This is a genomic window from Psychrobacter sp. ANT_H56B (genome assembly GCF_008369245.1).
Classification (GTDB): domain Bacteria; phylum Pseudomonadota; class Gammaproteobacteria; order Pseudomonadales; family Moraxellaceae; genus Psychrobacter; species Psychrobacter cryohalolentis.
In genome coordinates this window covers 229,163-250,641 of record NZ_VOBF01000001.1, presented here as the reverse complement: position 1 = coordinate 250,641, position 21,479 = coordinate 229,163, and the positions used below count along the sequence as shown (strand labels likewise).

Sequence of the window (21,479 nt, the reverse complement as noted above, 5' to 3'; positions counted from 1 at the left end):
TGCGTACACCAAAAGTATGGATTATTTTATTTAAAAAATGACTATGGCAGATGTTAAGTGATAGTAAATAAAATCGGCAACACACCTTGGTATGTTGCCGATAGAAAATACATTATTTAGCGCTACAAAAAATGATCGATCAATATTTTTTGGTGTTAATTAAAACGCAAATTGATCAACATCCATGCTCATATACGGCTCAACACCAGTGCTGATACGCTGTACGTGAGTGGTGGTACGTGGCAACAGTTTGGCAAAGTAGAACTGCGCAGTTTTGACTTTCGCATCGTAGAATGCTTGTTCGCTACTACCGTTAGCAAGTTCAGTTTGTGCCACTAATGCCATGCGTGCCCATAAGTAGGCTAGCGTCACATAGCCGCTAAAATACATATAATCGACCGCCGCGCCGCCAACTGCATCTGGATTTTCAGTGGCTTGCATACTGATACGTGCAGTCAAATCGCCCCATTCTTTTAGATGTTTGGCAAGTGGGCGAATGAATTGACCCATCTCGTCGTTTTCTTTGTTTTCTTCACAGAATGTCTGGATGATTTTGACGAAGTTTGCTAGCAGCTTGCCTTGTGAGCCCAATACTTTACGACCTAATAGATCAAGCGCTTGGATTTCAGTAGTACCTTCGTAAAGACATGCAATACGCGTATCACGGACGTTTTGCTCCATACCCCATTCACTGATAAAGCCGTGACCACCATAAACCTGTACGCCATGGTTGGCTGCTTCTAGACCAGTTTCTGTCAAGAACGCTTTAGCAATAGGCGTCAATAATGACAGCATTTGGTCAGCAAATTTAAGCGCATCGCCTTCGCCTTTTGCGACAGTATCGGCAAAATGTGAGAGGTAATAGACTAAAGCACGGCCACCTTCAGCAAAGGCTTTTTCAGTCAACAGCATGTTACGAACCGCTGGATGTACAATGATAGGGTCAGCTACTTTTTCAGGGGCTTTAACACCAGATAATGAACGCATTGCTAAGCGATCTTTGGCATAAGTTAATGAGCCTTGGAACGCATATTCTGCTGCTGTCAAACCTTGAACTGCGGTACCAATACGTGCCACGTTCATAAAGGTAAACATGCACTGTAGACCACGGTTTTCAGGGCCAATCAGATAACCTGTTGCGCCATCAAAATTCATCACGCACGTGGCTGAAGCTTTGATACCCATTTTGTGTTCGATAGAGCCACAAACGACATTGTTGTTTTCACCTAGGCTGCCATCTTCGTTGACCGTTACCTTAGGAACGATAAACAGTGAGATGCCTTTTGTGCCAGCAGGCGCGCCTGGTAGACGAGCCAATACAATGTGAATGATGTTGTCCGTTAAGTCATGCTCACCAGCTGAAATAAAGATTTTTTGACCAGTGATGCTATAGCTGCCATCTTCTTTAGGCTCGGCTTTGGTGCGGATAATACCCAAATCAGAACCTGCATGTGCTTCAGTCAAGCACATGGTGCCTGACCATTCGCCGCTAACCATTTTTTCTAGGTAAGTTTGTTTTTGCTCGTCTGTACCGTGATGCTCGATGGTTTGAATGGCACCATGAGATAAACCGGGGTACATAGAGAATGACCAATTAGCCGTACCAACCATTTCATTAATGACTGTCGATAATGAAAACGGCATGTTTTGACCGCCGAAGTCTTCTTCAGCAGATAGGGCTGGGAAGCCAAGCTCACAATACGCTTTGTATGCTTCTTTAAAGCCTTTTGGCGTCGTCACTTGACCATTGTTGAACTGACAGCCTTCAGCATCACCGCTTTGGTTTAATGGTGATAGCTCATTTTCAGCAAAGCTTGCAGCCATTTCAAACAGGCTGTCCATTAGCTCACGATCTGCTTCTTGGAACGCTGGTAAAGTTTTATAATGGCTTTCGCTGTCAAGTAACTCATGCATCACGAATTGGATATCACGTAAGGGTGCTTTATATTGCATAACTTCCTGTCCTTTTTTGGTGTATGACCGACAGCGATGGGACGACTGTTGTTGTAAGTCTGAGTTGCTAGTATCTTGCTGGCATGGAGTGTGTCTGCATTATTAACAAACAACGATACCGATCATATGAAATAACATTGAGAAAAGAATTAAGACCGTATCTGTAAATTCTTGGTAAAAGATAGGCGTTCACTGGAAAATATACAAGTTTGGAGACAATACTGATAAGTCATCAACCTATCTTGCATCCTATGTACAATATAGCCTACACGCTAAGCGCGTTTATCGATATGGTAGAGGAACGATATGAGGGTGTTTTATACTCGCTCTCTAGTCATTGCTATTTTTAGACAAATGTTGTTGCATTAACATGTTGGTTGTAACTTCAGCAGACATAGGTTTGCCAAACCAATAGCCTTGACCATACTGGCAACCCATAGCCAAGAGCAAATCGCGCTGTTGCTCATTTTCGATACCTTCTGCGATGACCTGCATATCCAGTGCTTCTGCTAATGCCAAAATAGCGTTAACAATGGCACGTTGAGTTTTGTCTGCGGTAATTTTAGAGATGAAACTTTTATCGATTTTAATGAAGTCAAAGGGATATTCTTGCAGATAACTCAAAGAAGCATAGCCGGTACCAAAGTCATCTAAAGCCAAGCAAACCCCTAGCGCTTTTAACGAATTTAGCTGTTCTTTAACATTAGAGTGGCGCTTCATCAAAGAAGATTCTGTCACCTCAATATGTAATTGGTGCGCGGCAATTTGATGCTGTGCCAGTAAATTACTGACCACATCAAAAAATTCTGGATTGCTGAATTCAGCGGCATCGGCATTGATACAGATATGTTGGTCAAAGCCAAGTTTTTGCCAAATTTTTAGCTGCTCAGCGATTTGGGTTGCCACTTGAGAGAACAACTCAAGCGATAACTTGTGAGAGATAATGGCATCAATAAAATCAATAGGTTGCAGCAATCCGCGAATAGGATGCTGCCAGCGTACCAAAGCTTCAAAGCCTGAAATATCACCTGTATCTAGGGCGAATTTGGGTTGATAATAGGCGATAAACTGACCTTCGTTAGTGGCTTTTTTAAGCTCATATTCTAATTGTAAATGATCAGCATTGAGCTCAAGAAGGGAGTTGTTATACCAACAGACATCGTCGCCACCTTGCTGCTTGACATAATTTAATGCTCTTTCAGCTTTGGTTAATAAGCCGATAAACTCATTATCATTTTCAGGATAGTAACTGACCCCGACCGAGACATGACAATACACCTCGGTATTTGTGGCTCCATTATCACTAATAAAGAAAGGACGCTCACACATTTGCATCAAAATATCTAGTTGATGGCGCACCATATGGGCGTCACTACACTCAAACAGTAAAGCAAAATCATCACCGCCAAAATGAGAGAAACAGCGCAAACAACCAAGTTTTAGGTCTTTGATGCGTGTCACAAATTTTTTTATTAAGCTATTGATACCATCGGGACCCAGTAAGCTTGCAAGGCTGCGATAGCGATCAATATTTAAACGTACAATGATAACTTCTTGATAGCTATCCAGTAACAAGTCGCTAGTTTGGCTCAAAAATACTTTACGGTTAGGCAGTTCAGTTAATTGGTCGTAGTTTAACAAGTGTGCGACTTGTTTTTTATTTTTTACCACGGCAGACATATCTCTAACCATACCAACGTAATAAATAGTATGACCTATTTTTATTTTTCGATAGGTCATATAACAATCTAGAAGCTCTCCGTAGCGATTTCGCATTGAAAAGTCGTTTTCATAAAAACCTTGACTGTCTAAGTGTTCAGCAATATCTACTAGAATAGATCTTTCTTCTTCTGATAAAAATTCAGCCGCGTATATACCAAGCGGACGCCCAAGTAAAAAATCTTCCGTATAACCGATCATGCGCTCATAAGTTGCATTGACCGATAAATAATACAAATTTGCATCCAATATATAGATAGCATCTTCATATTGTTCACAAAGTTTGACCAATAATTGCTGTTTATCCGCCAGTGGCATTGGTGTAAAAGCAGTCATAAATGAACTCATAAAAGGAGGTAAGTTGATAAGTAAGGCTGGATAAAATGAGTGCTAACTAATTAGCGCCTGTAATGTTGCTAGTGCAACTACGGGCGCAGTTTCTGTTCGTAATACCCTTGTGCCAATTTGCCAAGGCTCAAAACCAACGTCTGCTGCTTGAGCGCATTCGTTAGCACTTAGGCCACCTTCAGGACCAATCAACAATTCAATATAAGGCACTGGTTGCTGTAATACCGATAGTAGCGCATCAGGCATAGCAGGTTGTCCTGCCGCTGGCACACTAAGCTGTAAACGCAAATCAGCGGGTTGTTGTAATACTTGATAATAAGCATCCTGACTAAGGGTGGTAACCATAGAGCTGATAGTCGCTTCTATCTTTACAGGCGTGGTCGTTGTGATAGGCTTAAGCCAATCGTTAATGGGAATAGGCGCAATAATAAGCGGTGGACGGTTAAGACCGCATTGCTCACACGCGGCAATGGCAACTTGCTGCCAATGAGCAAGCTTTTTTTCGACTTGGGCAGGTTTTAGATTGACCTCGCCATGATGACTGCTTAGCAATTGGATGGCAGTGACGCCAAGCTCGGTAGATTTTTGAATGGCGTAATCCATCCGTTCGCCACGACTCATTACCAGCCCGATTTTGGTAAATATTGGTGCACTATTATCATTATTTGTGTGAGAAAGCAGGGTCACAGTAGCGTTTTTTTTACTGATGGTCAGTAGCTGTACCTGATATTCACCGCCAAAGCCATCAAACAAAACACCTTGGTCACCAATATTTGCTCGTAATACACGGCACCAATGATGGACGATACTGTCGGTTAATTCGACGCTGGCACCGATAGGCAAGGTGCTAAGCTGAGGGTAGGTCGCAGCCTTTTCATTGGTAACGTCATTACTAATGTTGCTATTGGTGGCATAAAAGAAACGTCGCAAAATTACTTATTCCTATAATAGGGGTCATGATATTTTTCAATATCTTAGCAGAATATCATTTGAGTGGGTAAAGGGATTGTCAATAATGGAATTCGCATAACTGCAATTCCCATACCAAAAAAGACTGGCGCTCCTAGGAACGCCAGTCATTAAGCAATACATTCGGTAAATATTTAAGCAATCAAACCTAAGGCTTCAATTAAGCGCTTGTTTGGCTCAACCTTATTCATGCTATAAAAATGCATGGCAGGTACGCCCTCGCTAATTAAACGCTCGCATAAACGGTAGACCACTTCAAAGCCAAACTCGCGAATAGCCTTGCTATCATCGCCAAAGTCAGCCAACTGCTTACGCACATAACGCGGGATATCAGCGCCACAGCTGTCAGCAAAACGCATCAGATTGCTAGAATTGGTGATGGGCATAATGCCAGCAACCAAAGGTTGAGCCACCGTATCGATACCGCGTTTTTCTAAGCTCTCACGCAGATATAAATAGCTATCCGCGTTATAGAAAAACTGCGTAATTGAAGCATTGGCGCCCGCTTGGTATTTATTGACCAAGTTGTCGACATCAAGCTCAAAGCTACGCGCCTGTGGATGCATTTCAGGATAGGCAGCTACCTCAATATGGAAATGATCGCCCGAATGTTCACGAATGAACTTTACTAAGTCTAAAGCAAATGGCAGCTCTCCCATGCCGACTTGACCTGATGGCAAGTCACCACGTAGCGCGACCAAGCGCTTGATGCCCAAGCTTTTATAATGCTCAAGCAACTCAGCAATTTCTGCTTTGTCATCACCGATACAAGACATATGCGGTGCAATGTCAGTTTCACCGCGCGCGCACAAGGCTTGGACAATATCTAAAGTGCGGCTACGAGTTGAACCACCAGCACCATAGGTCACCGAAAAGTACGCAGGTGACAGCTTATTCAGCTCATCATAAGTGCTGAGGAGCTTTTCGTGTCCTTGCTCGGTTTTGGCTGGGAAAAACTCAAAGGAGAAAGCAGGCTTAGTCACAGTCTGGCTCCTTTTAGTATTTGTAAGCGTCAGGCTTAAATGGACCTTCGACAGGCACACCCAAATACTCTGCTTGTTTTTCAGTTAGCTTCGTTAGCGTACCGTTAAAGCCAGCAACCATCGCAGCAGCCACTTCTTCGTCTAGCTTCTTCGGTAAGACTTTAACGTATAAGTTGTCAATGCGCTTACCTGCTGGCAAGTCAGCGAATTTTTCTTCAAACAGATACATTTGCGCCAATACTTGGTTAGCAAAAGAGCCGTCCATCACGCGTGATGGGTGACCAGTAGCATTACCCAAATTCACCAAACGACCTTCAGCAAGCAAAATCAAATAATCATTTTCGTCGTCTGAGCGGAAGATTTGATGCACTTGTGGCTTGATCTCAACCCAGCGCCAGTTGTCACGCATAAATTGGGTGTCAATTTCGGTGTCAAAATGACCGATATTACAAACGACTGCACCAGGCTTAAGTGCTGCTAGCATATGTCTGTCACACACATGGTAGTTACCAGTCGTGGTAACAATCATGTCGGTATCTTCTAACAGACGCGTGTTGATGTTTTCTGCGCCGCCGGTGTTATCGCCGTTGATATAAGGTGACAATACTTCAAAGCCATCCATACAAGCCTGCATGGCACAGATAGGATCGACTTCTGACACACGTACAATCATACCTTCTTGACGTAAGCTCTGCGTAGAACCTTTACCAACATCGCCATAACCGATAACTAAGGCGCGGCGACCGGCAAGGAACATATCGGTTGCACGTTTGATAGCGTCATTTAAGCTATGACGGCAGCCGTATTTATTGTCATTTTTAGACTTAGTAACCGCGTCATTGACGTTGATAGCTGGTACTTTAAGCGTACCTTTGTTTAGCATTTCAACCAAGCGATGGACACCAGTAGTCGTTTCTTCTGAAATACCATGAATATTATCCAGCAATTCAGCATAATCATTATGAATCAATGCGGTCAAATCACCGCCATCATCCAAGATTAAGTTAGCATCCCAAAGCTGACCTGATGCTTCACCACCAACGTGAATTTGTTGACGTAAGCACCACTCGTACTCTTCTTCTGTTTCGCCTTTCCAAGCATAAACAGAAATACCAGCAGCAGCAATCGCAGCAGCAGCATGGTCTTGGGTTGAGAAGATATTACATGAGGTCCAGCGTACTTCAGCACCTAGCGCGACAAGTGTCTCGATAAGAACAGCAGTTTGGATGGTCATGTGGATACAGCCAGCGATTTTTGCGCCTTTAAGCGGCTGATCTGCTTCGTAGCGACGACGCAAACCCATTAGAGCAGGCATTTCAGCTTCGGCAAGGGTGATTTCACGGCGACCGTAGTCAGCAAGGCTGATGTCGGCGACTTTATAGTCAGTGAAAGAGGGGTCGATCGTATGGGCAGATGGGGTGTTAGACACTGCGTCCATAATATGCTCCTATCAGTGGTTAAGGTATGATAAAAAGAATAAAAACGCAGGTGTCGTTATTTGCGCTGTCAACAATCATGAGAAAGACTATTCAACAGTTGCCGAGCCTAACATAACCACTGATTAGCACGGCTCTAAAGCCTATTTGCAAGATCAGATATTATGGTGCAACACCTCTCGGAGGGTGATTATTGTAATAGATGGCGGTTAATTTGTCACCTATTGACTGATATAAATGGTAAGTGTCCATGATATATAGAAGTATGTTTTGCAAATAACAGCCATAAAAAAGGCCATTTAATGGATGACCTTGATTATTTATATATAAGTTCTGGTTTTTGTAAAATAAGCTTAAAACCAGTTATAGGTAAGTGAGCCGAAATAACTGGTACCTTCAGTGGCATACTCTGTACCGAATTGATTTGATAAAGTGTAATCTTCGTCAGTTATATTGTCGACGCGCAAGTTAGCACGAAGGCTTGGCGTGATATACATAGTACCGCTTAAGTTCAATAATGTATAAGCATCTAGCTTAACGGCGTTAGCAGCATCAGAAAACCGCTCATCTGTATGCTTGGCTTCTAGACGCACATCGAAAGTTGGCTGCTGATAGCCAACATAAATTAAACCACTGTTTTTAGGACGATAAACAAGATCGTTACCATAAGTAGACTCACCAAATGCAGGTTTTACTGAGTTTCTATCTTCTGCGTCCAAATAATCATAGCCTAAACCGAATAAGAAAGAGTCGATTTGCCAATCTGACGTTAAGCTTAAGCCCTTGATTTTCGCTTCACCAATATTTTTGCCAGATGCTATCAAGTTTTCTGCATCAGTGTGATAACCAGTAAGGCGTGAAAGCTGATTATCAGTAACATATTCAATAAACACTTCAGTGTTTTTAGTCGTTTCAGGTTTCAAGCTTGGGTTGCTGAAACCAGGGTAATATAAATCGTTAAAGGTTGGTGCGCGAAAACCAGTTGCATAGTTTGCACCAACTCTCATACCAACTAATGGACGTATAGCTGCTCCTAAATTATAGGTGCTTTCATTGCCGTACTGTGAGTTATCATCGACGCGGTAATTGGCTTGTAGGTCATAATAAGAATCTGCTAACTGATATCCAATAAAGGCACTTTTTATAGTGCGGCTATCGATATCATACTTAGTAGTAGAGTCTATTTTTTGCTTTAAGTGTTCAAGACCCAAAATAGCTTGACCACCACCTGCTTTAACTTGGCTTTCTAAACGTAAATGATCTTGAGCGGTATCAAAAATAGTACTTTTATTTAAATCATTACCATTATCATAAGTTGTGAGTTCGTCGATACTATGACCGTAGCTCAGCTTGGTTGTAGTAAGGTCGTTTGCATGTTCAATAAACGCTGTTGCAGACCCATTGTTTTGGTCGCTATAAGCATCAGGGTGAACAGCCTGTGTTTGCCAATCAGGGGCAGCATCAAATTTAGATGTAGATTTGTTATATAAGGCGCTTAAACCTGTTTTCACATTTGGTGTGATTTTTTGCGTCAAGGCAAAACTTGCTGATGTCATATCAAAACCATCATTGTCTGGATTAAAATTCTCTCCAGTTTTAACAGCGTTAAAACCATCAGTATCAGTATGGCTAACACCTAAACTAAGAGTCGTATCTTGGTTAGCGTACTGACCATTTGCGCCCACATTATAGAGATTGTGTGAGCCTATACCCGCAGTGACTGAAAAGTTGTTTCTGTCAATATTTGCGCCTTTAGTAAAGATTTGAATGACACCGCCCATAGCATCAGAGCCATAAATACTAGAGCCTGAAGCACCGTATAAAATTTCAATGCGATCAATTTGGTCAGCTGATAGTAGATTTAATGAAGGTGTTCCTAAAGAGATTGAGCTATAACGGATACCATCAATAAGTACGAGAACCTGCTTGCTGTCATAACCACGCATATAAAAATTGCTCGCGGTTCCCATGCCACCGCTTTGGGCGATATTGATGCCAGGCTGATTTTTTAAGACATCAGTGATTGTTTGGCCTTGATAACGTTGTAGCTCTTCTTGATCGATTACGCGAGTCTGAGCAATGACATTACTGGTTTTAGTAGGAGTACGTGTGGCGGTTACCACAATTTTATCAAGCTCAACTTGTGGTAGCTCGCTATCACTGATGACATTGACATCAGTAGCGGCGTTAGCGCTCATAGCAAATGCGCCAAATGCGCTTAAAATACACAACCGCAGATAAGTGGTTGAAGATGAACGTGATAAAACCATGTTGAATTCCAAATTAATCAAATAAAGTAGTTACAGAAGCGAAATCTGAGCAGCTAAAAATTACAAAAAGTAATAAATAAAATACATGGCGTTATTATCTATAAAAGTACCTGATTTATACACCACTTTCGCCTAATGTTTATTCATCATAGGATGAATATTATTCACTATTAGCTATCTGTGATTGGTTTAACCAAGGGACAAGCTATTTATCATTTTTTTGTTCACTAGTGATATTTTTGACCATCATAATTGTTATTATAGGGCAGATTTTCCCCGTTTTTCGTTATGCCATTCATAAAGCCATGAGGTTTGTTTTGTTTATTAAACATTGTCTGAATACCACTGCCGTGCCATCTTTATCGATGTCATTGATGAAATTACCATTAATCGTGATAACACTACTCGTTGCTATGGCACTTAGTGTCCTCTCGCAGCCTAGTGCGTTGGCAGCTGAGACGAGCATACTGGGTGTGGGTGGGACTAAGACTGAGGAAGGGGATGGCACATCGATACCTGATTCATTCGGACGCGATACGCCTCGGCATACGGTGCAAGGATTTATTGCAGCATTGGGTGAAAATGATTATTTGCTGGCGAGTAATTACTTAAACCTATCTAAATCTGACAATCCCACAACCATTGTAAGACAGTTCAAGCAAGCCCTCGATGCAGGTGGTCGTTTTCAGGCTGATTTGCAGATTAATAATACGCCTGAAGGCAATTTGACCGATCAGCTACCGCCAAGCCAAGAAAATGTAGGTGTCATCAAAGTCAGTGATGCCAGCATTCCTCTATTACTTGAAAGAGTGGTGTCAAAAGAAGGTGAGCAATATTGGCAGTTTTCTACCGATACACTCAGCTCAATACCAGAGGCGATAGAGAACTATGAGCCGACTTTGGTTTCTCGTTATACCATTGACTCGTTGGAAGGCAAAAAGCTTTTTGGTTATCAGTTGGCTGATTTGGTAGCCGCTTTAATGATGACTATTAGTAGTTTTTTGTTCACCTACATCGCAGTATGGCTACTGTATCATTTATTAGAAATCACTTACCCTCGTGTCCGTGATGTGCCGCTACCATTGCCAGATAAAGTGATATTGCCGCTAGCGGTAGTGATTATGGCGCTGATTTTATCTGAGGTGATGGTTTATGCGGGCGTGTCAGTGACCCTACGCGAGCCTGTCAACCGTTTCGCCGAGATTGCTTCGTGGGTGGCGATAACGTGGTTGTTATTACGCATTATCGATGCATTATTTACCCGTGCAGTGAACTTAAGCTATAAGAAAAACTATACTGAACGGGTCTCAATTTTGGGGCTACTACGCAAAGTCGTCAAAGCACTGTTATTGATATTTGCAGTCATCGTTACTTTTGGTAACTTGGGCTTTGACTTAACGACGGGTATTGCGGCATTAGGTGTCGGTGGTTTAGCGTTAGCATTAGGTGCGCAAAAGACCATCGAAAACTTAGTCGGTAGTGTGGTGGTGGTGGCAGATTCGCCTGTACGTATCGGTGATTATTGCAAGTTTGGTACCTATGAAGGTACTGTTATTGATATTGGTATTCGCTCATCGCGCGTGCGTACTTTGACTCGCACTATCGTCACAGTACCCAATGGTGACTTTTCATCGATGCAAATTGAAAACTTTACCTCGCGTGATATGTTCCGCTTTTTGCATCAGCTATATATCAAGCGTACCGCTGATATTGATGTTGTGTTTAAGATGGTAAAGCATTTGGATACGTTTTTGGATGAGCATGAATTAACCAATCAAGAATGGAACCAAGTCAATATCTTAGAGTTGCGTCAAGATTGTTATATTATTCAATTGCAAGCCTATATCAATGCCACTGGTATCATCGAATTCTATGAAAAACAAGACGTGTTATTTGTTGATCTATTAATGCAAGTTAGAAAGTATGATGTAGAGCATGCGTTGCCAACACAGCAGCTGATTGTTAAGCAGCCAGAGCTTCAGGCTGAATTAGATCATGAAAGTAAAGAAGGCGAGACGGTTGACAAGAAAGCTGATAAAAAAAATGCTGCTGCTGATAAGCCTGAAGCCGTTAGTTTAAGCAAAGATGTGAATGCTGTTGATGATGAGCAGACCGCAGATAAACCCAAAGATGGCTTAAAAAAGGATATGATCGACAATAGATACAAACGCATTCATAAAAATCGTGGTTATAATTTAGCAAAACTAAAGTTCAAGCAGGTTAAAAAAAGCTTTAGATTCCCTAAGGTATGAAGCATTTAGCAGGACAGCCTATTATAAAGGCACTGCTTTTCTATTATTTAGCCAGCCGTAATGTGACCATAGTAGTAAGCTAGCAGCACTCCGATGTGGCGACCAATCTTTGGTCGCCATTTTTAATTGTTTTGGTGTTGGACGTTCTGTTAGACCTAGCAAATCCATCGCTGCGACTTTAATCGCCAAGTCATCGACCGCCAGTACATCAGCTCGTCCTAAAGAGAATAATAAGTACATTTCAGCCGTCCAACAGCCAATACCAACGACAGCAGTGAGTATCTCAAGCACTTCTTTATCACTTATGGTAGTTAATGCTTCAAAGTCGATATCATGCTCAACCAATGAGCGCGTATAACGAATTTTTTGCTTAGATAACCCCTGTGTCCGCAATATATCGTCTTCTACCTGAATAATCGTTTGCGGTGAGGTGAGGTTGGCATCAAGCAGTTTTTTCCAAATGCTGGAAGCCGCCGCTACAGATAGCTGTTGACCAACTATCGCTCTCATTAGCTGCTCAAAGCCGCCAGTATTACGTCTTAAGTCTGGAGCACCTACTTGCTCATAGATAGGAGCAAATTTTGGTTCAATAGCAATAAGTGCATCGATGTGAAGTTTTAGCTGTTCATTATTTTCAATTGTTTTAACGGTTTTTATTATCTCAGTATTTTGTACGTCCATGAGAGACTTGTCCTAAATAATTAAATTTACCCACTGAATATAGGTTAAATACAGCTATAAAAAAAGACTGCTTATTTACAGTCCTTTTTTGTTCCTAAACCAAAGAGCTTATTCGCTATCAGGCTTATTCTTTTTTAATAATACCAATACAGCGCCATTGCCACCATCTTTTGGCGGGGCTGAGCAAAATGCCAACACTTCTGGTAATTGACGTAACCAACCGTTGACGCAAGTTTTTAGAATTGCTTCACTACCTTTACCATGGACGATTTTTACCGATGTTTCATTGTTTTGCTTTGCTTGGCTGAGTAATTGAGTCATTGCTACACGCGCTTCTTCAATAGTGCAGCCATGAATATCTACAGCATCATACCAACGTAATTTACCTTGTTTTAGCTGGGTAAAAATTTTGTTTTGTAAGGTAGGGTTTTTATAAGATAAGTAGGCTTCACCAGCAACAGGGTTCAATAAAGCCTGCATATCTGATAAACCAGCGCCCAAGTCGCTTGCTTCGCCACCTTGAGCGGCTGCACGTTTAGACAGTGTCGCTGCATCAGGCTTTTTGGCTTTTGCTGCATTGGCAGGTGAACGTACGTTTTTATCGTCGAGTTGATTGACACCATTCATTGCTTGCATGAACAAGACTTTATCATCATCGATATGTTCGCTATCCATCTGTTTGACGGTTTTTTTAACTTGCTTTTGAGTCAATAGCGAGACAGGCTCAGTGGGCTTACCGTCGTCGCCATCAGGTGACACAGTATCACGACCTTTACTCAATTGACCTTTAAGCTCTTTAAGTTGGTCCTGCATTTCTTTTGAAAATAGAGAGTTTGACATAATAATTAATGTATCGTTGGTTAGTGAATAAATGATTAATTGAGTAAGTAATAAAGATAATGACTATTTTCATAGTAGCTTTATCTAAACCATCTCACTTACTTTACGCCTGTGCTGCGACGCTCGCAAGTAAGGATTGTAATGCTTGTCCAGGATGATCGGTTTTCATAAATTGTTCCCCGATTAAAAAGTGCTGAATATTATGGCTTAGCATCATGCGGATATCGTTACTGCTGTGAATGCCACTTTCGGTTACGATGAGCGGTCGTAGCAAGCTATCATTGGGATTAGCAGAAAGCGCATCATCAATAGCAAGCTCACGTAATAGGGCGTTCTTTAAATCAAGTGTCGTCTGCAAATCTACATCAAAGGTATTTAAGTCACGGTTATTGATACCGTAGATATTGTGCTCTGAATGTGGCAATTGTAGGGCACGTTCAAGCTCTTCTGCCGTATGCACTTCTATCAACACATCCATACCAAGCTCGATGCTTAGCGCATGTAGCTCTTGCGCCTGTGCGTCATCAAGGCACGCCATAATCAGTAATATACAATCTGCACCAAGTAAATATGACTGATAAATCTGATAGACATCAATCATAAAGTCTTTACGTAATATCGGCAGATCACAAGCTTCACGTGCTTGGACCAAGTAGCTATCATCACCTTGGAAGTAATCGCAATCTGTCAATACAGACAGACAGCTTGCGCCTGATTGCTCATACTGCTTAGCAAATAAAGCCGGCGCAAAGTTGTGATTGATAATACCTTTAGAAGGCGAGGCTTTTTTTATCTCAGCAATAATACCGATATCAGCGGCGCGCAATGCACTGGCAAAACCGCGACGAGGTTGTTTATCTGCCGCGACTTTCGCTTGTAAGTCCTCAAGTGATAACAGATTACGAGCAGCAGCAACCTCTTCATGTTTGGTAGCAACGATACGTTGTAATACTGAAGGAATATGTGAGCCAACTGTTTTGTTAGTAGTCATGGCGGTATCCAAATATGGTTAAAGATAAATAGTCTATAATGGCTAGGTTTATGTACTTATAAGTTAAGCATTGGCTGCCAATTGCTGCGTATATTGTGCCAAAGACTCAAGCTTCACTAAAGCCTCGCCATTTTGGATAATTTTTTGTGCTCGGCTCACACCGTTTGGATAGTTGCTTGCAAGTCCTGCAGTATATATCGCTGCGCCTGCATTTAACGCAATCATATCGCGCGCTTTAAGCACTGATCGTTCATGTGTCTCTGTGCCTGACAAAGCGGCACGTATTAGCTCGAGGCTTTGCGCTGGTGAGTCAACATCAAGCCCAATCAAGGTTTGTGAATCAATACCTGCATCCTCTGGCATCATATCATAGACAGAAATTTCACCATCTTTTAATTCAGCCACCGTGGTCGAGGTTGCGAGACTTATTTCATCCAAACCATCTTTTGCACCGACGACCATCACGTGGCGCGCGCCTAGATTTTTCATGACCTTTGCTAAAGGTTCACATAATTGCGCGGTAAAAACGCCAATCACCAAATTGGGCGTACTAGCAGGGTTGGTGAGTGGACCTAAAATATTAAAAATCGTTCTAGATTTTAGCTCACGGCGTACTGGATTGGCATAACGCATGGCGCTATGGTGGTTTGGCGCAAATAAAAAGCCAATACCTTGGTCTTCGATACAGGCTTGAGCTTGCTCAGGCGTCAGCGATAGACTGATACCAGCTTGCTCAAGCAAGTCCGAGCTACCAGATTTGCTTGAAACACCGCGGTTACCATGTTTGGCAACTTGTGCGCCTGCTGCTGCTGCTACCAACGCTGCCGCTGTAGAGACATTAAATAAGTTGGCACCATCACCACCTGTACCAACGATATCGACCATATAGTCACAGTCTTTTGGGGCGATATTTGACGCTAATGCACGCATAGCAGTTGCTGAGGCAGTAATCTCATCGATTGATTCGCCTTTCATACGCAGACCGGTCAAAATAGCACCCATCATGGCATCACTACATCTGCCTTGCATGATGATTAGCATCACTTGATACATCTCATCAAAGGTCAGATCAATGTGTTGAAAAATCCTACCTAATGCGGTGGTTAGTAGCTCATGGATACTGTCATCTGACAGCTGATGGATATCTTCTGGCGTACGGGTTACGTTTGAAAGTACATTCTGCAAAGGAGCAGTGGTCATCATATTCTCACTTATTATTATTTTAAATTTTTAGATAATTTCTAGCGGCTAGCCCACCTGTGGCAAGTTATCGGTGTCTATAACAGCCAAATGATGCGCTCGTAAAAAGTTATTAAGCAGCTGATAGCCGGCCTCGCTTAAAATAGATTCAGGATGAAACTGTACCCCTTCAATGGCAAAGTCACGGTGACGAATACCCATGATTTCTTCTATGCTGCCATCGATATGTTGGGTCCAAGCAGTGACCTCAAAGCCATCAGGTAAGCTTGATTTATCAATAACCAGTGAATGATAGCGGGTAAACTGTGCAGGATTGGGTAAATCCATAAACACACCCTGTCCATTATGGTAAATAGCGGATAAGCGTCCGTGCATCACTTCGCTTGCTTTGACTATGTTACCGCCAAACGCCTGTCCAATAGCTTGGTGACCCAAGCAGATACCCAATATCGGTATCATGCCTTTAAAAGTATCAATCAATTCAAGTGAGATGCCAGCGCTATCAGGGGTGCAAGGTCCAGGACCGATAACGATGACGTCAGGCGCAAGCGCTTTTATTTGCTCAATGCTAATCTCATCATTACGACAAACGGTGATGTCCTGCTGCAATTCACCGAAGTACTGTACAATATTATATGTAAAGCTGTCGTAGTTATCGATCATCAGAATCATGAGGGCTTCAACTTATTGAGATGTTTACTGTTGGTGTTGATTAATAAATTTGTATGGCAGTTTGCTATGTCACTTAATGTTAAAGGTTTTATGGCATCATTATATTAACATTATTTTGTCGTCTATCAAATGTGATGATTCTATAGATTGAATGTCGATAGATAAAAGGATGTTTAATCGTTAATGGAACGGCAACTTGGCACCATTACCGCTGTTAAAAAAGTATATTTTCAAAAAATATTTGTAAATGTTCTACTATGGTGCACATGCACTAAATATATTCTTATCTATGCACTATTATGATGCTAATATTATGATATTGAATCATCAATATTCATTGTTAGAAGCAAATGTGAGAGAATATTTTTTCTGAAAGATTAGACTGTATTTTATTTAACCGACTGTATTTGTTAGTAATAAATTAAAAATCTGATGATATAGAGTAATGAAACTAGCTAGGTTGGCATGGCTGTTGCATCTTCCTAGCATACAAGTATCTTGTATTGCCTTGCAGCACAAACTATTTATCAATCAGCGTCTGAAGAGTGCAACATTATTAGCGAGATATTGCTAATATAGCAATTGCATTTGTCTGATTGATAAAAATGTGTCATTAATAATAAAGACGGATACTGACTATTAGTATGAGTAACGAGTAAAAATCGTAATCTTCAACCTCAGCACTGTTTAGCACTATAAAGCCATTACCATAATTTCAGTACCATGATAATCACAAGGGAAACTATCTATGTCAAATAAACTACTTGATCTGATCAAATCATCCAACGCCAAATGGGTCGATTTTCGCTTCACTGATACCCGAGGTAAAGAGCATCATATGAGCTTTCCAGCTCATAGCGTTGATGAAGAATCGATGGAAGATGGCAAAATGTTTGATGGCTCATCGATTGCTGGTTGGAAAGGGATTGAAGCATCAGACATGATTCTACGTCCTGATCCTGAAACTGCCTTTATCGACCCGTTCTTTGATGCGGTTACCGTTGTTGTGACTTGTGACATTATCGAGCCATCAACTTTGCAAGGTTATGACCGTGATCCACGCTCTATCGCACGCCGTGCTGAAGAGTATTTAAAATCTACTGGTATTGGTGATACAGCGTATTTTGGTCCTGAGCCTGAGTTCTTTGTATTTGATGAAGTAAAATGGTCTGTTGGCATGTCTGGTGTCAGTCACGAAATCGTTGCTGAAGAAGCGGCTTGGTCAAGCAATAAAGATTACGAGTGGGGCAACATGGGTCATCGCCCACGTGTCAAAGGTGGTTATGTGCCAGTACCACCGGTTGATAGCTCACAAGATATGCGTACTGTCATGTGCGATCGCATCGAAGATATGATTGGTGAAGGTTGCATCGAAGTCCATCACCATGAAGTTGCGCCTTGTCAGTTAGAGATTGGCGTTGCTTTTAACACCCTTGTACGCAAAGCAGATGAAGTGCAAAAACTAAAATACGCCGTACATAACGTTGCCCATCAGTTTGGCAAAACAGCAACCTTTATGCCAAAGCCTATCGTTGGTGACAATGGTTCTGGTATGCACGTCCATATCTCAATCTCAAAAGATGGTGTCAATACTTTCTCTGGTGATGAATATGCGGGCTTGTCTGAAACGGCATTGTATTTCGTTGGTGGTATCATTAAACACGCTCGTGCGCTTAATGCGATTACCAATCCATCGACCAACAGCTACAAGCGTCTAGTGCCTCATTATGAGGCGCCTATTAAGCTTGCTTACTCAGCATCTAATCGCTCAGCATCTATTCGTATTCCACACGTCAGCAGCCCAAAAGCGGTACGTGTTGAAGCGCGTTTCCCTGATCCAGCAGCTAACCCATACCTAGCGTTTGCGGCACTGTTGATGGCAGGTCTTGACGGTATTCAAAACAAAATGCATCCAGGTGAAGCAGCTGACAAAAACTTGTATGACTTACCGCCAGAAGAAGAAGCACTGATCCCAACGGTCGCTGAAAACTTAGAAGTGGCGCTACAAGCACTAAAAGATGATCATGAGTTCTTATTAAAAGGCGATGTATTCACTAAAGAGATGTTAGAGGCTTATATTGCTCTAAAGCAAGAAGAAGCACAGCGCGTCAACATTACTGTACATCCAGTAGAATTTGACTTATATTACAGCTGCTAATTTGTCGTTAAAAATTTAAAAGCTCAATAAAAAACCAGTTAAGTAGATCTTAGCTGGTTTTTTTTGCTCTTGAATATCTATGTTGACTGAGCTGAAAAAATTTCTGTGCAGACGATACTGCTTTAATATGAAAAGTAACGCATAATAGTTTCACCTGTATATTCATAATAAGTATCTATTAGGCTGACTGACTATGACTCTATTATCAAAAAGTAATCTTTTGAATAAAAGTGTGACTTTAAGCCTGCTGACGGGTTTTATAGTTAGCACGGCTAGTCTTTGGATGCCTGTTGCAAATGCCGCTGCTATTTATAAAGTCATTGATGAGAAAACGGGTCAAGTCACCTTTACCGATCGCCCGCAGAACTACGAAAATAAACCGGGCAAGAAAATTAGTGAAACTTCTGTTATAACGGACACTCACTCTACGTCCAATAATGCTACTAATAACAGCACCGCAGTAGATAGTAATCCTATTGCACCTGCTAAGCCAATGGTCACTAGCAATGTAACACCACCAGCGATGGCAAGTGCTTCAAGCGCAATTCAAGCACCACGCGTCAGTTATCAATTAACGATGATTGAGCCTAGCGAAGAGCGCGCCTATCGTCGTCCGGCGCAAAGTATCGTGGTCACTCTACAAATTAAACCTGCACTACAAGTAGGAGATAGTGTGAGTATTACGCTTGATGGTAATGAGGTAACCCAAGGTTTAAGTGCCTCAATTTCTACGGTTGATATCCTACCGGGCTCTCATGTTATTCATGCTGTGATTAAAAACGCGAAAGGGCAGACGTTAAAGCAAATATCACGAACTATTTATGTGATTCAAAATACGCAGACATTGCAAAATAATAAAAAAATTGCTGAGCAGCTTTTGGCTTATCAGCACTTGCCTTGGCATCAAAAGGTGTTGTTAAAACTGCGTCAAGATGGCAAACAGCCTAATATGCAAACCTTTAATAAACCACAAGTAGACACACCTATGACTCTTGAGCAACCAGCTATAAAGTAGCCTATGATGAATAATGTTATCTAAAAAATAAAGGCAATCACTGATATCAGCGATTGCCTTTATTCATACTCATCTTTTCATATAACTTTGACTGCATTTTATTTAGTCAACTCAATCGTACCATTGGCAGTGACTGAGATGGTGCTGTTACCAGATTCAAAGTTTTGGCTTGGTACCGACGCATCAGCACTCTCAGCTTTCATACTCATTGCATTATACATCGGGCGCGGATAATTGCTGCCAGTGTTTAGATTGACATTGACGACACGATAGCCGCGTGCATCCCAAGCACGGGTCATATTTTTAGCTTGCTGCTGAAAAGCGCGTGAAGCCTCAGTCATTAGCTTTTGCTCTAACGCATTCTTTTTGATATCTGAAACACCAAAGCTGAGATTTTCCATCACTAAGGTTTCTTGTAAATCAGCAATCAGCTGGCTAGTTGCGGTAAAATCCGTACTTTTTAGATCGATATTTGCCTGTCCTGTCCAGCCAATGATTTTATTGCTTTTATCATAGCGTGGGTAGGTACGCTGTTGCCCTGTACTGACGGTGACAGTTGGGTAGCGTTTAGCGATTTTTAAAGCATTATTAATCGAAGTGTTTAATGTGGTTGCTAATGCTTTTGCATCAGTCGCCTGTGCTTTTTTATATAAGCTAGCAGTGACCTCATCGTTTTGAATCTCTTCTTTTACTTCTGCCTGAAAAGTAAGTTGGTCGTAGCCAGTTGGTGCTGCATGAGCGCTTCCTATCATCGCTATTAATAAAAGCGCTGTACCAGTGCTGAGAGCAGCTTTACTAGTTAATATGTTTTTCATCATAATCTCCTGAATGACGTAATTGTGTTTGAAGAAGTTAATTTGAAAGCCATAAAAATGCATTTTATTTATTTGGCATTTTTTATAGCATTTAAGCTTCTTAGCTAAAATAGCAAAATTTAAAAGTATCGCTGTGAGAATTTTGTCACTTAAGTTACAGTCCCATGTAGTATAAAAAGTAAACAGTTTTACGATTGGGGTTGTAATAATAAAAAATTCTTGTATAATCTGCAGCTGGTGGCCCCATTGGTAGCCTCGCAACATTGTTCTATGAATCCCGCCAGGACCGGAAGGTAGCAACGGTAATAGTTATAATGTGTGCCGAGGATGTGCTTTTGGGGTCGCTTTTTTTTGCCCAAAATTTGATAATAAAATATATAAATAAGCCCAAATATTGAATCCTGATAATAAGCCCTTCATTATAAAGGGCTTTTTTTTCGCCTGTCTTTTGTCTTATTTTGAACTTTTAGTAAACTATATAAGTTAAAATACAATACAGTAACTTTTATTAACAATAAGATTAATACAAAGCGTATTGGAGTCTGACGATGAAAGTGTTTGTTTGGTCATTCATTGTAGTGGTTGTATTGGTAATGATTTTTGGTACATCAATATTTAATAAGTTGGTACGCGCCCGTAATCAAGCAAAAAATGGTTTTGCGCAGATAGATGTACAGCTAAAACGTCGTCATGACTTGATTCCAAACCTAGTCGAAACTACAAGACGTTACTTGTCTCACGAAGAAGAGACGCTGATAAGCGTTATTAGTGCGCGCAACCATGCTCAGAGTCTGCAGGATTCTAGCAAGCATCAGCCAGACTCGCTTGAACACATGGCGCTATTTGCCAAGGCTGAGAGTATGTTGTCCAAAGCATTAGGACAGTTCTCAGCGGTTGTGGAAGCGTATCCTGAGCTAAAAGCAGACAGCATGATTAAAGAGTTAATGGATGAGCTGACCAATACTGAGAACCGCATTGGCTTTGCCCGTCAGCACTATAATGACAGCGTAATGTTCTACAACAATGACCGCGAGGTATTTCCCAATAATCTGATTAGCACGACTTTTAGTTTTCGTCCTCTCAGTCCATTGGTCTTTGAAGATAGAAAAGCGATTGCACAAGCACCTGTCGTCAATATGGGCTGATGTTTCATTACGTTCGTATGCTTAAATGCGTT

General features: G+C 41.5%; 16 protein-coding genes and 1 other RNA gene. 5 read left to right on the top strand and 12 right to left on the bottom strand.

What is annotated here, in order from left to right; translation table 11 throughout:
• Positions 1 to 159 precede the first annotated feature (159 nt).
• From FQ082_RS00945 to FQ082_RS00920, 6 genes are all read right to left on the bottom strand, one after another.
• Positions 160 to 1,953, bottom strand: coding sequence for an acyl-CoA dehydrogenase C-terminal domain-containing protein (locus FQ082_RS00945; RefSeq protein ID WP_149491699.1), 1,794 nt, complete (start codon positions 1,951 to 1,953; stop codon positions 160 to 162).
• 330 nt (positions 1,954 to 2,283) lie between these two features.
• The gene (locus FQ082_RS00940; RefSeq protein ID WP_262498116.1) at positions 2,284 to 4,008 is read right to left on the bottom strand and encodes a putative bifunctional diguanylate cyclase/phosphodiesterase; all 1,725 of its coding nucleotides are present in this window, start codon (positions 4,006 to 4,008) and stop codon (positions 2,284 to 2,286) included.
• A gap of 54 nt (positions 4,009 to 4,062) precedes the next feature.
• Positions 4,063 to 4,950: a 16S rRNA (uracil(1498)-N(3))-methyltransferase gene (locus FQ082_RS00935; protein WP_149491697.1), complete on the bottom strand. Its 888-nt coding sequence runs from the start codon at positions 4,948 to 4,950 to the stop codon at positions 4,063 to 4,065.
• A 173-nt stretch (positions 4,951 to 5,123) separates the two neighbouring features.
• Entirely contained in the window at positions 5,124 to 5,972 is an 849-nt protein-coding gene (locus FQ082_RS00930; RefSeq protein WP_149491696.1) for a methylenetetrahydrofolate reductase, read from the bottom strand.
• 13 nt (positions 5,973 to 5,985) lie between these two features.
• Positions 5,986 to 7,410 (bottom strand): adenosylhomocysteinase, encoded by a 1,425-nt coding sequence (gene ahcY, locus FQ082_RS00925; protein WP_149491695.1) that lies wholly within the window; start codon positions 7,408 to 7,410, stop codon positions 5,986 to 5,988.
• 351 nt (positions 7,411 to 7,761) lie between these two features.
• A complete protein-coding gene (locus FQ082_RS00920; RefSeq protein ID WP_262498115.1) occupies positions 7,762 to 9,606 on the bottom strand; it encodes a TonB-dependent receptor in 1,845 nt (614 codons plus the stop codon).
• Between the two features lie 311 nt (positions 9,607 to 9,917).
• Here FQ082_RS00920 and FQ082_RS00915 point away from each other — a divergent pair, with 311 nt between their 5' ends.
• On the top strand, positions 9,918 to 11,930 hold the full coding sequence (locus FQ082_RS00915) for a mechanosensitive ion channel family protein (protein WP_262498114.1): 2,013 nt from the start codon (positions 9,918 to 9,920) through the stop codon (positions 11,928 to 11,930).
• Positions 11,931 to 11,951: 21 nt separating this feature from the next.
• Here FQ082_RS00915 and FQ082_RS00910 read toward each other — a convergent pair whose 3' ends face one another.
• The 5 genes from FQ082_RS00910 to FQ082_RS00890 form a co-directional block, all read right to left on the bottom strand.
• A complete protein-coding gene (locus tag FQ082_RS00910; RefSeq protein WP_149491693.1) occupies positions 11,952 to 12,611 on the bottom strand; it encodes a DNA-3-methyladenine glycosylase family protein in 660 nt (219 codons plus the stop codon).
• Between the two features lie 108 nt (positions 12,612 to 12,719).
• On the bottom strand, positions 12,720 to 13,451 hold the full coding sequence (locus FQ082_RS00905) for a Smr/MutS family protein (RefSeq protein WP_011513775.1): 732 nt from the start codon (positions 13,449 to 13,451) through the stop codon (positions 12,720 to 12,722).
• A gap of 103 nt (positions 13,452 to 13,554) precedes the next feature.
• Positions 13,555 to 14,442, bottom strand: a complete 888-nt coding sequence (gene trpC, locus FQ082_RS00900) for an indole-3-glycerol phosphate synthase TrpC (protein WP_149491692.1) — start codon at positions 14,440 to 14,442, stop codon at positions 13,555 to 13,557.
• Positions 14,443 to 14,505: 63 nt separating this feature from the next.
• Positions 14,506 to 15,645, bottom strand: a complete 1,140-nt coding sequence (trpD, locus tag FQ082_RS00895) for an anthranilate phosphoribosyltransferase (RefSeq protein ID WP_149491691.1) — start codon at positions 15,643 to 15,645, stop codon at positions 14,506 to 14,508.
• A gap of 45 nt (positions 15,646 to 15,690) precedes the next feature.
• Positions 15,691 to 16,314: an anthranilate synthase component II gene (locus FQ082_RS00890; protein ID WP_149491690.1), complete on the bottom strand. Its 624-nt coding sequence runs from the start codon at positions 16,312 to 16,314 to the stop codon at positions 15,691 to 15,693.
• A 748-nt stretch (positions 16,315 to 17,062) separates the two neighbouring features.
• On the opposite strand from FQ082_RS00890, the gene glnA reads away from it, so the two are divergent.
• Positions 17,063 to 18,472 carry a type I glutamate--ammonia ligase gene (gene glnA, locus FQ082_RS00885; protein WP_149491689.1) on the top strand — a complete coding sequence of 470 codons (1,410 nt, stop codon included), beginning with the start codon at positions 17,063 to 17,065 and terminating at the stop codon, positions 18,470 to 18,472.
• Positions 18,473 to 18,755: 283 nt separating this feature from the next.
• Positions 18,756 to 19,487 carry a DUF4124 domain-containing protein gene (locus FQ082_RS00880; RefSeq protein WP_262498113.1) on the top strand — a complete coding sequence of 244 codons (732 nt, stop codon included), beginning with the start codon at positions 18,756 to 18,758 and terminating at the stop codon, positions 19,485 to 19,487.
• 98 nt (positions 19,488 to 19,585) lie between these two features.
• Here the strand turns inward: FQ082_RS00880 and FQ082_RS00875 are convergent, their stop codons facing one another.
• Entirely contained in the window at positions 19,586 to 20,302 is a 717-nt protein-coding gene (locus tag FQ082_RS00875; RefSeq protein WP_149491687.1) for an SIMPL domain-containing protein, read from the bottom strand.
• A 244-nt stretch (positions 20,303 to 20,546) separates the two neighbouring features.
• On the opposite strand from FQ082_RS00875, the gene ffs reads away from it, so the two are divergent.
• Positions 20,547 to 20,643: signal recognition particle sRNA small type (gene ffs / locus FQ082_RS00870), an RNA gene on the top strand.
• Between the two features lie 207 nt (positions 20,644 to 20,850).
• On the top strand, positions 20,851 to 21,447 hold the full coding sequence (locus FQ082_RS00865) for a LemA family protein (RefSeq protein ID WP_149491686.1): 597 nt from the start codon (positions 20,851 to 20,853) through the stop codon (positions 21,445 to 21,447).
• The last annotated feature ends 32 nt before the right edge of the window (positions 21,448 to 21,479 follow it).

Excerpts from the sequence above, each read along its gene's own strand:
- FQ082_RS00920 (WP_262498115.1), bottom strand. The coding sequence starts at position 9,606 with ATGAGCGCTAACGCCGCTACTGATGTCAATGTCATCAGTGATAGCGAG.
- FQ082_RS00890 (WP_149491690.1), bottom strand. The coding sequence starts at position 16,314 with ATGATTCTGATGATCGATAACTACGACAGCTTTACATATAATATTGTA.
- ahcY (WP_149491695.1), bottom strand. The coding sequence starts at position 7,410 with ATGGACGCAGTGTCTAACACCCCATCTGCCCATACGATCGACCCCTCT.
- FQ082_RS00945 (WP_149491699.1), bottom strand. The coding sequence starts at position 1,953 with ATGCAATATAAAGCACCCTTACGTGATATCCAATTCGTGATGCATGAG.
- FQ082_RS00940 (WP_262498116.1), bottom strand. The coding sequence starts at position 4,008 with ATGACTGCTTTTACACCAATGCCACTGGCGGATAAACAGCAATTATTG.
- FQ082_RS00865 (WP_149491686.1), top strand. The coding sequence starts at position 20,851 with ATGAAAGTGTTTGTTTGGTCATTCATTGTAGTGGTTGTATTGGTAATG.
- glnA (WP_149491689.1), top strand. The coding sequence starts at position 17,063 with ATGTCAAATAAACTACTTGATCTGATCAAATCATCCAACGCCAAATGG.
- trpC (WP_149491692.1), bottom strand. The coding sequence starts at position 14,442 with ATGACTACTAACAAAACAGTTGGCTCACATATTCCTTCAGTATTACAA.
- FQ082_RS00905 (WP_011513775.1), bottom strand. The coding sequence starts at position 13,451 with ATGTCAAACTCTCTATTTTCAAAAGAAATGCAGGACCAACTTAAAGAG.
- FQ082_RS00910 (WP_149491693.1), bottom strand. The coding sequence starts at position 12,611 with ATGGACGTACAAAATACTGAGATAATAAAAACCGTTAAAACAATTGAA.
- FQ082_RS00875 (WP_149491687.1), bottom strand. The coding sequence starts at position 20,302 with ATGAAAAACATATTAACTAGTAAAGCTGCTCTCAGCACTGGTACAGCG.
- FQ082_RS00880 (WP_262498113.1), top strand. The coding sequence starts at position 18,756 with ATGCCTGTTGCAAATGCCGCTGCTATTTATAAAGTCATTGATGAGAAA.
- trpD (WP_149491691.1), bottom strand. The coding sequence starts at position 15,645 with ATGATGACCACTGCTCCTTTGCAGAATGTACTTTCAAACGTAACCCGT.